Below are 12,345 nucleotides of genomic sequence, written 5' to 3'. Positions count from 1 at the left end.
GGACGCATGACGGGCGCAAGTTCCGGATACTGACCATCATCGATGAGGCCAGCAGGGAATGCCTGGCACTGGTCGTCGCGCGCCAGCTTCGACACGAAGACGTGCTGGCAGCGCTTGCCGACCTGTTCATCGCGAGGGGTCCGCCCGCGCATATCAGATCAGATAACGTCCTATGTCGGGAAGCAGCGGCGGGTTTTGGCCAGCAGATATCCATGCGCCGACAACCGTCGGCGCGGCATGCAATCTGAGCCAGATGGCTCCCACCGTCAACGGGATCGCTCCCTGCCATAGCAAACACAGGATCCAGCAGCGCCGAGGCGGCCGTGGTCCTCACCATCCTTAAAACGAGATACGCACCCAGGTGGAAGGCCCGAACATTATCTACAGGGTCGCTCGACGAGCGCCCTCACGGCACTTGCAGAGAGGGGTCCTTCCACCTGGCATCCGACCGTTCGAGGAACGGCCGGTACTCTGTCCCCGTCTTGATGACGGCGTGAGCCACGCGCGCCATCTTGGCGGTGAGCGCCGTCATCGCCTTGCGGCGACGGTCGGCATCGTCCGCGTGCCCGGCGACATATCGTCCGAGCTTGTCGCGGAAGCTGTTGTCGCGCTGACGCGCGGCGACCTGGGCAGCCATCCAGAAGGTCCGGCGCAGGCGCGCATTGCCGTACTTGGACAGCTTCGTGCGGCCACGGAACGTGCCTGACTGACACGTTGCGAGATCGAGACCGCAGAACTTCAGGAACTGACGATGATGGTTGAAGCGCCGCAGATCACCGGCCTCGGCCAGGATGGTCAGCGCGTTGATCGGACCGATGCCCGGAATGTTGCGCAGCAGCTGGTAGTCGACGTCATCGGCGAGCCGCGCATGGGCCAGCCGCTCGATCTCGTCTCGCTGGTGGATGAGGCTGCGGCCCTGCGCGATGACCATGCGGAACATGGTGATGGCGGCTGAGTTCTCCGGCACCGGCAGTGCCGTCGAGGCGGACGCCGTCTCGTAGATGTCGTTGATGAGGCGTGCCTTGGAGACCTTGCGGCCGATGAGCGGCCATGCCGCGGCCGAGAACGCCTCGCGGTCCAGCGCCGTGATGGTGGCCGGCGTCGGAAACCGCTCGATGAGCGCCAGGAACCAGTCGGACCGGCTGTTGCCTGCGAAGCGGGCGATCTCGGGGAAGTACAGCGGCAGGTAGTGGGTCAGGATCCGATGCCAGGTCTGCGTCTTCATCCTTGAGATCGTCTCGTGAGTCTTCGAGAGCTCCTGCAGGTCGTTGATTCCGGCCACCAGCGGGTCGACGTAGCGCTGCGTCGCACCGATCCGCAGCATGTGCAGGATGACCTGCGCGTCCTTGGAGTCGTTCTTGTCCCAGCCGTTGTGCAGCGCCTCGCGCGTTCTGGCGAGCGCGACCGACGAGATGAGGCGCAGCTCGAACCCTGCCGTCAGCAGCCGGTGCGCCAGCGTACGATGGTAATTACCCGTCGCCTCGAACCCGACGATGATAGGGCGCCCGATAGCAGCGAGTTGCTCGGCAAAGCCGTCATAGTCCTGCCTGGTCGCCATGACGGTCATCCGCCGGCGCCGGCCGCCTTCCGGTCGCTCGATGAGAACCTCCTGTCGGCTCTTGGACATGTCGATGGCTACCAGCACGGCGCCGGCAGGCGTAGAGGTGAGCTTGGTCATGGTCGGTCGGCCTCCAAAGTGTTGTCTCGACAACCTCACTTTAGATACCTGCTGACCGGCCATGGCTTGCCCTGATGAAGTCTGCGGCCGCTACGCGGCCTTGTCTTCATCAGGGCCATAGCGGCTCCCGAACCAGCGCTTCCCAATGTGCTACGGCAGCGAGTTCATCGCTACCGCGGTTCAGAAATGGCTCGGGCAGGTTGGCGTGAAGACGCTGTACATCGTGCCGGGTTCGCCGTGGGAGAATGGCTACAACGAGAGCTTCAACGGCTCGCTGCGCGATGAGCTGCTCAACGGCGAGATCTTCTACAGCCTCGCTGAAGCAAGGGTACTGATCGAGGCGTGGCGCCGTCACTACAACACCGTCCGGCCGCACAGCAGCCTGGGCTATCGGCCGCCCGCACCACAAGCGGCGACACCGCCATTGCCGGCCTCCGGTTCCGCTTCGCTCCACCTACGACCGGCAATGGCGGCGGAGACGACAATGCACTAACTAATAACCCGGACCACCCGATGGGGGCTGCTCATCGATAGCCTCCGAAAATACCGGCCGAACAGTAAGCGGTGATCAAGCTCTCGGCGAAATGAAGGAATATCTCACAAGAGAGACCAATTCTACTCAGGCAAAGGCAGCACGGGACGACTTCTTCCGTGAAACAAGTTCGAGTGGCGACAGTGAAGTACGATCGCTTTCGCAAAAGCTCGGGGTTAGCGTTGGTGAATCGCGGTCGGCTTCGCTCGAGGCGACCCGCGCGGAGGAGACATTCCAGCGCGTCAGCAACGACGTTCGTGAAGCCTCGTCGAGGGGCTGGTCGCTCAGCCGTAACGAGACCCAGGAGTTCGTCACGTACGCGCAGGAGCGGCTGCTGCAGGATGACAATCTTTCGCAGTCTGGTTGGACCCCCGGCATGGTGATGCCGCGTACCCGGGAACAGGAGCAGGTTCGAGACATCCTTCTTGGCGACTTTATGGAGCGTCGCGTTGCCGAGGTGCGGGACGAGCTCGGCGTCAGCGTTCCGGAGCATCTGCGCGGAACCTTGCATGGTCCCGCGTCGACGACTGCGGCTGGTGTTCGTCAGTGGGGCGGACATCGCGCTGCTGGCGTGGCTGCTCAGGGACCCGATGTCTCGATCCGTGACAGCTCGCGAGATCACGATCTTGCCGGCGAGGTCTCAGACGCGATCCCGAACGCCTCCGCACGCATCACTCGTCAGGCCTTCGAGATTGGAAACCAGGTCGACGACGCCAAGGATACGGCCGGACGTCTGGGCGACCACGTTCGGGAGCGGAATGACGCGTGGATCCCGACGACGCTCCCCGGCGTCGAGGGGGCGCGTGATTGGGCGCGCGACACGCTAGGCATGGGCCAGGGAACAAGCCACGTTTACGAACTGCCGCGGGGAGAGCGGGCAACGCTGCCGATCTCCGGACGGTTGAGCTCGAACATGGGGGGGCGCATCGACCCGGTAACCGGGCAGCCGGGGCATCATCACCGCGGCGTCGATATCGCGGCAGCGCTGGGCACTGAAATCCGTGCGCCAGCGTCCGGCCGAGTGGTGAAGAATGACTTTCAAGGAGGCGGTGCTGGGAACTACCTAGTTCTGCAGCATGGCGACGGGTCGCAAAGCAAATACTTCCACATGCAGGACCGGTCGGGATTTCCGGTAGGTAGTAACGTTGAGGCGGGCTCAGTTCTTGGTCGGGTGGGAAGCACGGGCAAGTCGACCGGCCCGCACCTTCATTACGAGCTTTGGAAGGATGGCAGGCCGGTCGACCCCAAGCGGTTCCAGCTTAGGAATGCCCAGGAATAAGGAATAGGCCGATAAACATGACGATCAGCACGGCAGCAACGATCCAACGTGCGTGCGGCGACACTTCGTTTTCCACATCAGCGGTGCTAGATGGGTAAACCTCGTCCAGTAGCTCTCTGCCACGAGGGGTAGAGGGGTCGAAAAGATTGTCTGGATTCACCGAGAAGGACGAGGCGGGGAATGCTGGCCCTTGAGCGCGGCCGGCATCCCAGTCCATCTGACCAGTATCATGGTTCAACATGGCCGCTTCTCCTGCACCAATCGGCTTAACCAGGCGCGATTTACGCTTGCAAAGCGTAGCAGACCGTATTGAACTAAGCGAGCGGTTTTCCGTATTTGTTCTTTCCGACGTTGCAGGACGCGCGATGACGGCGAAGGAGGCAGTAGAGGATCCTCGCATCGCTGCTCGGTACGAGGAGCTGTTGGCAGCGCATCTCGGTTTCTACGAGGCGCTGCGACTGCGCGAGCGGCGACCCAGGAGCGCTGCGCAGCGCCAATTTCAGGACGTGGCTTGGGGACGGGCCGAGCCGGCAAGCGAACACGAGAAGGCCTATGTCTGGCACCTTCGACGGCACCGGATCGCACCGTTTAATTCAGGAGCGCCATCGCAGCACATCGATGACGCGATGACCGAATTTGAGCCTGGATCTCGACCTGTCAGTAGCGAGGTTGGAGTGAAGTGGGACAATGCGTGGCGTGAAATACGCGGCGGTCGAGAGTTCTGGTAAATGATCTGCAAGCGCAAACGCGCAAGATCGATAATAAAGATTATGTTAAATCAACGCCTTAGCACGATTCTTGCTTGGGCTTGCTCTTCAACGGTCATGCGCCTGGTGCCAGCTTTCATACTAAACGAGATTCTTTGCACATCCGTGAGACTGGTCTCATCTTCGTTGCGAATGCACACCGTACAGCTTGTCGCGAAGCTCACTTATCGTGAGCCATCGCGGAGGCGGCTGTTCGCTTTCGCTACGAGTCTCAGCTCCCATGCAAGTATGTGGCGATCTCGAAGCTATCCAGTCTCATTCGAAGTGCAAAGTGACAGCCGCCCACTCGCCGACCGTTCGATATGGAGTTTCATTCGTCAGCCGGCTGCTCACAACGACGAAACGTCCTCGTACCGCCCGGCTTTCCGGAGCTGCCGCACGATCCCGTTAAAGGCCGCGGTGACGCCTTGGGCCCGCCCGATCTCATTGGTCTGTGAGGCGGCGTCCCAGTAGAGCTCCAACGGCCAGCGCTCAGGGCAGTGGGGCAGCAGACAACGCAACGCCAGGCGAACCTCGATCCCGTCGACCTTCGTCTCCTGGCACTTCGCCACGCCGGCGCGCAGGATGTGCACCGACAGCGCGATCACTACGCGCTGGTGCCGAGGCAGCGTCGACACGGATCAGTGGAAGTCGTGCGATTTGAAGCGCACGACTTCCTCAGGATCCTTACCGTCCGCGTGGGGCGGCCAGTATTGGCTCCGCGGCTCCGGCTGCCATCCCTTGTCCCCGCGGTCCGGTGAGCCTGGATGCTGGCCCGCATCGCCACGGCCGGTGCGATGCGGGAAGGACATATCTCCGACACGATGCAGTAGGTCGCCATGATCGACGATCCGGTCGCAGATGACGTGGATCACCTCGCCTTCCTTCTGAACGCGCCCTTTCAGACCGACCATGGAGGCCGACATCACGGTCCGGCGCTGCGCCTCGAAACGGTCGGGCCAGAGGATGCCGTTGGCGATGCCGGTTTCGTCCTCGATTGTGATGAACAGGACGCCCTTCGCGCTCCCAGGCTTCTGGCGGACGAGGATGATGCCGGCGACCTCGACGTGCCGGCCGTCGCGGACGCTGGCGAGGTCAGCGCACCGAGTGACGCCGCGCCGTCGCAGCTCGTCACGCACGAACGTCAGCGGATGAGCGCGGAGCGACAGCTGCAGGTTGCGATAATCTTCGATCACCTCACGGCCATCGGTCAGCGCCCGTAGCTGCACCTCTGGCTCGATGCCTTCGGCGCTCAATGTCTTGGCCGCACGATCCGCCGCGGCAAAGAGCGGCAGCGGAGCCTCGCCAAGCCCCCTCACCTTCCAAAGGCCTTGCCGGCGATCGGCGCCGAAGCTGTGGAAGGCGTCACCGTCCGCCAGCTTCTCGATCGCGGCACGCTGCGCGCCGGACCGGCGCCACACGTCCTCGACGCAGTCATATGCGGTGGTGCTGCGCGCTGAGACGATCTTGGCCCCGTCAGCGTTCGAGAGGCCGCGGATCACCCGCAGGCCAAGCCGCACCGCCAGGTAGCGCCCGCCTGTCCGCTCGAGCGTGCAATCCCAGCGACTGGCGTTGACGCAGGGCGGCCGCACCTCGACGCCATGTTCGCGCGCATCGCGGACAATCTGCGCAGGCGCATAGAAACCCATGGGCTGCGCGTTCATCAGCGCGGCGCAGAACACGTCCGGATGATGATGCTTCATCCAGCTGCTCGCATAGGAGATCTTGGCGAAGCTGGCGGCGTGGCTCTCCGGAAAGCCGTAGGAGCCGAAGCCCTCGAGCTGACGGAAGGTGCGTTCGGCGAACTCTCGAGGGTAGCCGCGCGTGACCATGCCCTCGATCAGCTTCTCGCTGAAGTGGCTGACTCCACCGGTGAATTTGAAGGTGGCCATGGCGCGGCGCAGCTGGTCCGCCTCGACTGCCGTGAAGCCAGCGCCGACAATCGCGACCTTCATGGCCTGCTCCTGGAACAGGGGCACGCCCAGCGTCTTCTCCAGCACAGCGCGCAGCTCCGGGCGGGGATATTCGGGCCGCTCCAGCCCCTCTCGCCGGCGCAGATACGGGTGGACCATGTCGCCCTGGATCGGCCCCGGCCGCACAATCGCGACCTGGATTACGAGGTCATAGAAGCGGCGCGGCTTCATGCGCGGCAGCATGCTCATCTGCGCTCGGCTTTCGATCTGGAAGGTGCCGAGCGTGTCGGCCTTCTGGATCATGGCATATACGGCGGGGTCGTCGTCCTGCAGGTCCTTCAGCTCAACGCGCAGGCCCTTGTCCGCCTCCAGCATGTTGAAGGCTCGGTTCATGCAGCCGAGCATGCCGAGGCCCAAGACGTCGACCTTCATGAACTTCAGGCTGTCTATGTCGTCTTTATCCCACTCGATGATCTGGCGATCCTCCATCGCCGCGGGCTCGATCGGCACCAGATCGTCGAGACGGTCATGCGTCAGCACGAAGCCGCCTGGGTGCTGCGACATGTGCCGCGGCACGCCGATCAGCTTGCGTGCGAGGTCAAGCGTCAGACGTAGCCGGCGATCGGCGATGTCGAGGTTGAGCTCGTCGACCTGCTTCTCGCCGACGCCCTCGGCCGACCAGCCCCAAACGAGCCCCGCCAGCGAGGATGTCAGGTCCTCGGGTAATCCAAGCGCCTTGCCGACGTCACGCACCGCGCCTCGCGCGCGGTAGCGGGTCACGACCGCGGTCAGCGCCGCGCGATCACGCCCATAGGTCTCGTAGATCCACTGGATGATCTCCTCGCGGCGCTCATGCTCGAAGTCGACGTCGATGTCGGGCGGTTCGCGGCGCTCCCCCGACACGAAGCGCTCGAACAGCAGCTCGTGCTTGATGGGGTCGATGGAGGTGACGCCAAGCACGAAGCACACGCAGCTGTTTGCGGCCGAGCCGCGGCCTTGGCAGAGGATCCCGCGCCGACGCGCCTCCCGCACGATCGCATAGACGGTGAGGAAGTACGGCGCGTAGCCAAGCTCGCCGATCAGCCGCATCTCATGCGCGATCTGGTTGGTGTACGCCTCCGGCACTTGGCCATGGAACATCCGCTCGACCGCTTCGGTCGCCAGCTTTTCCAAGGCTTCCTGCGCTGACAGCCCCTCGATCAGGCGCTCATGCGGGTACTGATACGCCAGCTCGCCGAGGTCGAAGGTGCAGATGCGGGCGATGTCGACGCTCGCCTGCAGTGCGTCCGGATAGGCGCGAAAGCGCCGCACCATCTCGTCGGGGGATTTGAGCGCCCGGTCCGCGTTCACCTCGCGGCGATAGCCGAGCTCGTCCACGGTGCATTTCTCGCGCACTGCCGTCACCACGTCCTGCAGCAGCCGTGCCTCGGGCGCATGGTAGAGCACATCGCCGGTCACAACGGCACGGACCCCTGCCCCGCCCGCCTGCCGCGCCAGCGCATCGATGCGGACCGCGTCCCCCGGCCGACGCCGCTGGAACAGGGCCATATAGCCGCGACGTCCGTAGATAGCCTTCAGGTCCTTCAGTGCGGCGACGTTCTCCTCGTCCGCCTCGTGCGGCAGCAGGATGGCGACGACGCCTTCCGACCACGGCTCGAGGTCGTGCCAGTCGAGGAGGCATCCGCCCTTGCCTGCCCGCTTCTTGCCGACGGTGAGCAGCCGCGTGATCCTCGACCAGGCGGGCCGGTCGGTCGGATAGAGCAACAAGCGCCGGCCGCAGGACAGATCGACGCGCGTGCCCGCGATCGAGCGGACGCCCGTAGCCTTCTGCGCCTCCCATGCCCGCACGACACCCCCAACCGTGCCGATGTCGCTGACGCCGATCGCCGGGTAGCCGAGCAGCGCCGCGGCCGCGAACAACTCCTCTGGCGACGACGCGCCGCGTAGCAGCGAGAAGTGGGTGAGCACCTGCAGCTCGACATAGTGGGTCATCCGAAGACCCCGTGCATCCACCAGGACAGGTCGCCCGTATCTTCCTCGAAACCGTCACCGCGTCGGAAGACCCAGTAGCGGCCGCCCGCATCGTCCTCGACCCGGTAATAGTCCCGCACCGCCCACACCTCGGCATCGCGGCGCCACCATTCACCATGGACCCGCTCGGGGCCGTCGCCGGCGACGATCTTGTAGGTCTTGCCGCGCCATTCGAACCGACGCGGTGGCTGGTCCGGCATCAGCGCTATCACGCGCGCCAGCGGTTCCGGCCGGGCAAAGAGGCGGATCGGGCGCTTCCACGCGGGCCATGATCCTGGCATCTCCACCGGGTCGGAGCGGGTGACGGCCCGCTCCGGCACATGGCTTTCGACGGGCGCAAGCCGGTAGACGGCATAGCCCCCTATCCTGCCGGCGATAACGTCGACCAGGCGCGCCGGGTCTCGCACCATCGCCTCGCCGGCGAGGACGGCGCCAAGGTCGACCGCATCCAGCGGTTCGGTATGCGGCGCGACCAACCAGAATTGCTCCAGCCCCATGCCGGGGTCGATCCGCTCGATCCTGAGTTTTAGGAGCCTGAGGAGGTGGGATACCTCGCGCGTCGGGCGCGACGTCCCGACGCCCACGACTTGTTCCGTGCCGTCGACGCGCAAGCCCGTGAGGCGGAGTGCCCGTGCGCCCAAGCCTCGCGCCTGCAGGACCTGCGCAAGCTCGTTCAGCAGGTCGCCCATGACTTGCTCGATCGCCTCGGCCGTGCCGATCGGCTCAAGGAGGCGACGCTCGACGATTGGAACCTCGGCATCCTCGCGCGGGGTAATTGGCTCGGCGACCGCGCCCAGCGCCTGATCCAGACGCGTGATCGCCGGCAGACCGAGCCGACGCGCCAGCGGCCCGCGCGCGACCGGCAGCAGATCCGCTACTGTCTCGAAGCCGAAGCGTTTGGCGGCGCTGAGTGCGCTCGGCGCTAGGCGCAGGGCGACGATCGGCAGCGGCGAGATCGCGCTGGCGGTTGAACCCGGCTCGACGCGGATGAGCTCGCTGCGACCAAAGCGAGCGAGGGCATGGGCCGCCCCTGCCGTATCAGCGACGGCCACGCGTGCGGTGAAACCAGCACGACGGCAGAAGGCGATCAGCCGCCTGCAGAACCGCTCCTCGCCACCATGCAGATGCGCGCAGCCCGCAAGGTCGATCCAGAGCCCATCAGCAGGCGAGACAGCAGCAATGGGTGACCAGCGCCGAACCGCGAACAGCGCAAGGCGATCTAGGAGTGCAGCATCAGCCTCCGGTTCGGCCGGACGGAAGTCGAGATCCGATACCAGCGCGCGCGCGTGGGTTGCAGCCATACCGGGATGGATGCCGAGCGCCCGCGCACCTTCGCACGCAGCAACCACCTCCTCGCGCCGGCCAGCTTTCCCGATGAGCGCCAAGGGTGGAAGGCCATCGGTTTTAATATCCAATGGCGATGCTTTCCGCCCCGCATGCCCTGCGATTACGGTCTTATAAGGGTGGCTTGCTGCCTCCGATCGCCGGCCGAGCTCGCGCATGGGCGGCTGCGCATGCGTTGGCAGCGCCGCAATCTGCGTCTCGACGTCGGCGCGGGAAGGCAGGCCCTCGCGTGCCCACCGCGCGCCTGGCCGCCAACCGCCGCCCTGCGGCACCGAACAGGCGCCGGGGTCGTCATCTACCGGCAGCTCGAGGACAGGCCGTTCAGGCTGCCGCGAAGCGGACCGTTCCAACCGTCTCAGCCGCTCGATGGCCAAGTCCGGCAGGAACAGCGAGACGACCCGTCTCATCGCTGCCCTCCACAATCAGGGAGAACCCCTCACCCCCACGCTGGCGAGCGCACTCCACTGCCCATCTCGCCCTTCCTACACCCGCGACATCTAGCCGCTCGGACGGTGCGGTGCCGATCCGCCAGCGCGTCCAGGCCGCAGATGGTTCGGCGAGCGGATCCTCGTTAAGACCGCGTCGACGACGTAGAAGCAGGACGGGCATGTCGGCCTCTGCCGCGACCAGCTGCAGACGTCGGGTCGCGACCATGGAAACCTTGCTCGCCTCCGCGACGATCGCAGACGGTGTGCCGTCACGCACCGCATCCTCGATCACCGCCAGAAGGGCCGCGTCATCACGTGGTTGGGCATGGATCACGGCTGCGGCCGGTAGCCCGATCTGTTCCAGCGCCGGCGCGTATAGGTCGGCGCGGCAGCTCGCCCACAACACCGGCCCGCCTGCCGCAGCAGCTTCACGCGCGGCGATGCTGGCGAGAAAGAGGGTCGTTGCTGCGTCGTCGACCATCGTGGCGCTCTGCGCCGTCGCCTCGTGTAGCGCGCCAGCGCGAAGGCCCCCTGCCCCGAGCCGCCCGTCGATCGCGTCGACGCCGAAAGGCATGATGCGGAAGTCGGTCGCAGGTGTGGCGATCGTCCGAAGATGCGCTATGGTCGGCACTGATGAATCAAGGTCGGCGGGCATAAGGGTTAGACTCTACTTGTTCCCTTTATGTTCCGTTACCGAGCCGCGTTGGTCAACCCCATTGCGATCGGTTGAGCGCATTGCACCCGATCACACGGGAGGTACGGGGGGATCGTCGTTTGAGTGTTCGGAGCTTTGCGGCGGGGTTCGGAACAGCTGCAGTCATCGCCGTTGCGGCCTCCCTCTGGCTCTTGAAAGCGGCTGAGGATCGGCCCGTCAGGTACGCGCCGAAGACCTTCTATGACGACAGAGACGACCGCGCGAACGACACCGGGTTCATTTCGGCGGAGGGAACGCTAGTGGGTCCAGATATGGACGGCCGAACCTTCCTGCACATCGAGTGCCGGCGGGGCCAAGGCTCCTGCCGCATCGCCGATCTATCCAACCTTGGCGCCGCACTGTCCGTTTTTCTGCACACGGACGAATATCCGATCAAGTCGTGGGATGCTGATACCGTAGTCGCGGAGAGCGACCCTCCCTCGTATGGCTGCAACCGTGTTAGGTTGACCATCCAGCGGCAGGCGCAATCGGTCGAGTATCTCCGCATCCCTATGCCGCAGGCAGACAAGTCGCGGTGTCAGGCCTTCGATCGGAAGCCGTATCAGTGGACTCTGGGGAACCAGGCTACTTAATTGGCGAGACGCTTCGGGATGATCCGGGACGATCTCCAACGCTGTAGGGCGATGTTCCGCTTCTTCATGGCTTCAACCGCGAGGTCGGCGATCGGCCCTACCCCGCCGACTATCTCGTAAATCAATGTAACGTCGTCATCGTCAAGCGTGCCGAGCATCAGCGCAACCGCTTGGGTGTTCGCCTCATCCAGCACGGTCTTTATGTCGTCGCCCGCCATGAGTAAGGATCCCGCTGGTTTTTTTGGGGAGCATGAATAGCATGAACATCAGCGAATTGGCCAAGGGCGTCGCTACGTCGACGGGTTCGAGCGAATCTGACGCCAAGAAGGCAATCGTGGCGGTCTTCGATCAGATTGCGGACGCGGCAGCGAAGGGCGACGAAGTCTCCATTCCTGGGTTCGGCAAGTTCGCCGTCAAGGATCGGCCGGAGCGTCAGGGCCGCAACCCGGCGACCGGCGAAGCCATGACGATCGCAGCGTCGAAGAAGGTGTCGTTCACTGCCGCAAAGGGCCTGAAGGACAAGCTCTGACGAACATGCGCCGGCGATCAGTCGCCGGCGCCGAGAGGAGGCGCGGATGTGTAATCGGTACAGGCTGACGACGAAGCAGGCCGAGGTGGCCGCGACGTTCGGCATCCGCCTTCCCTATGAGGTCGATGAGACCTTTCCGACCGGCGATATCTTCCCGACCGGGAAGAAGACGCCCTTCTATGGTGCTGTCGTTGTGCAGGATGGCGACGATCGCCGGATCGAGCCGATGGAATGGGGCGTGCCGACGCAGGTCCCAAGCAAGCGCAATCCCGCCACGAAGCTCGGTGTTTGATCCCACGGTTTGATGGTGCGATCCTTTCGTTGGAATGGAAGGAAGCCGTATGGGACAGGTACGTCACGGGAGCGCCACGACCACGCACGCCGTCCGAGCAGCAATACAGCGATCGCAAGCTTCGCTCTCGACGCTGAGCCGAGAGCTGGGGATCAAGCCTGAGCTGCCCCCTTCTGAGTGGTCCATCGACTATGACAGTCTGGATCAAGGAAGGGACGACGCATGCCTGCCAAGAAGCACAAGCCTGAGGAGATCATCGGGAAGCTGCGTGAGGTCGAGATCATGC

10 protein-coding genes and 4 pseudogenes are annotated in these 12,345 nt (G+C 64.4%); 7 read left to right on the top strand and 7 right to left on the bottom strand.

Annotated elements, in window-relative coordinates; all coding sequences use genetic code 11:
- Positions 1-167: pseudogene (locus CA237_RS18545) on the top strand (DDE-type integrase/transposase/recombinase); the annotation flags it as partial.
- Positions 168-381: 214 nt separating this feature from the next.
- Here the strand turns inward: CA237_RS18545 and CA237_RS18540 are convergent.
- Positions 382-1,678: pseudogene (locus CA237_RS18540) on the bottom strand (IS110 family transposase).
- 154 nt (positions 1,679-1,832) lie between these two features.
- Here CA237_RS18540 and CA237_RS18535 point away from each other — a divergent pair.
- Together CA237_RS18535 and CA237_RS18530 are read left to right on the top strand one after the other, a co-directional pair.
- Positions 1,833-2,171 (top strand): annotated as a pseudogene (locus CA237_RS18535) (transposase); the annotation flags it as partial.
- 91 nt (positions 2,172-2,262) lie between these two features.
- Entirely contained in the window at positions 2,263-3,489 is a 1,227-nt protein-coding gene (locus CA237_RS18530) for a M23 family metallopeptidase (RefSeq protein ID WP_241215552.1), read from the top strand.
- Here CA237_RS18530 and CA237_RS18525 read toward each other — a convergent pair.
- Positions 3,470-3,730, bottom strand: a complete 261-nt coding sequence (locus tag CA237_RS18525) for a hypothetical protein (RefSeq protein WP_126015183.1) — start codon at positions 3,728-3,730, stop codon at positions 3,470-3,472. The two genes, CA237_RS18530 and CA237_RS18525, sit on opposite strands and share 20 nt — an antisense overlap.
- Between CA237_RS18525 and CA237_RS18520 the strand changes: the two genes are divergently transcribed.
- On the top strand, positions 3,729-4,217 hold the full coding sequence (locus tag CA237_RS18520; RefSeq protein ID WP_241215551.1) for a hypothetical protein: 489 nt from the start codon (positions 3,729-3,731) through the stop codon (positions 4,215-4,217). The two genes, CA237_RS18525 and CA237_RS18520, sit on opposite strands and share 2 nt — an antisense overlap.
- A 368-nt stretch (positions 4,218-4,585) precedes the next feature.
- Here the strand turns inward: CA237_RS18520 and CA237_RS18515 are convergent, their stop codons facing one another.
- The 5 genes from CA237_RS18515 to CA237_RS18495 form a co-directional block, all read right to left on the bottom strand.
- The gene (locus CA237_RS18515; RefSeq protein WP_241215550.1) at positions 4,586-4,843 is read right to left on the bottom strand and encodes a hypothetical protein; all 258 of its coding nucleotides are present in this window, start codon (positions 4,841-4,843) and stop codon (positions 4,586-4,588) included.
- A gap of 33 nt (positions 4,844-4,876) precedes the next feature.
- Positions 4,877-8,140, bottom strand: a complete 3,264-nt coding sequence (locus CA237_RS18510) for an error-prone DNA polymerase (protein ID WP_126015179.1) — start codon at positions 8,138-8,140, stop codon at positions 4,877-4,879.
- Positions 8,137-9,930, bottom strand: coding sequence for a DNA polymerase Y family protein (locus CA237_RS18505; RefSeq protein WP_346773529.1), 1,794 nt, complete (start codon positions 9,928-9,930; stop codon positions 8,137-8,139). The genes CA237_RS18510 and CA237_RS18505 overlap by 4 nt, the downstream gene beginning before the upstream one ends.
- Positions 9,845-10,606, bottom strand: coding sequence for a protein ImuA (locus CA237_RS18500; protein ID WP_206433019.1), 762 nt, complete (start codon positions 10,604-10,606; stop codon positions 9,845-9,847). Before CA237_RS18500 ends, CA237_RS18505 begins: the two co-directional genes overlap by 86 nt.
- 628 nt (positions 10,607-11,234) lie before the next feature.
- Positions 11,235-11,456, bottom strand: coding sequence for a hypothetical protein (locus CA237_RS18495; protein WP_126015177.1), 222 nt, complete (start codon positions 11,454-11,456; stop codon positions 11,235-11,237).
- A 41-nt stretch (positions 11,457-11,497) separates the two neighbouring features.
- On the opposite strand from CA237_RS18495, the gene CA237_RS18490 reads away from it, so the two are divergent.
- From CA237_RS18490 to CA237_RS20105, 3 genes and pseudogenes are all read left to right on the top strand, one after another.
- A complete protein-coding gene (locus CA237_RS18490) occupies positions 11,498-11,767 on the top strand; it encodes an HU family DNA-binding protein (RefSeq protein ID WP_126015175.1) in 270 nt (89 codons plus the stop codon).
- A 46-nt stretch (positions 11,768-11,813) separates the two neighbouring features.
- On the top strand, positions 11,814-12,059 hold the full coding sequence (locus CA237_RS19790) for an SOS response-associated peptidase (protein WP_164523921.1): 246 nt from the start codon (positions 11,814-11,816) through the stop codon (positions 12,057-12,059).
- Between the two features lie 49 nt (positions 12,060-12,108).
- Positions 12,109-12,213 (top strand): annotated as a pseudogene (locus CA237_RS20105) (IS481 family transposase); the annotation flags it as partial.
- Positions 12,214-12,345 lie beyond the last annotated feature (132 nt).

Origin of the sequence: Sphingomonas sp. ABOLH (assembly GCF_003951715.1) — a bacterium.
GTDB lineage: Bacteria > Pseudomonadota > Alphaproteobacteria > Sphingomonadales > Sphingomonadaceae > Sphingomonas > Sphingomonas hankookensis_A.
This window is presented reverse-complemented; position numbering and strand designations above follow the sequence as displayed.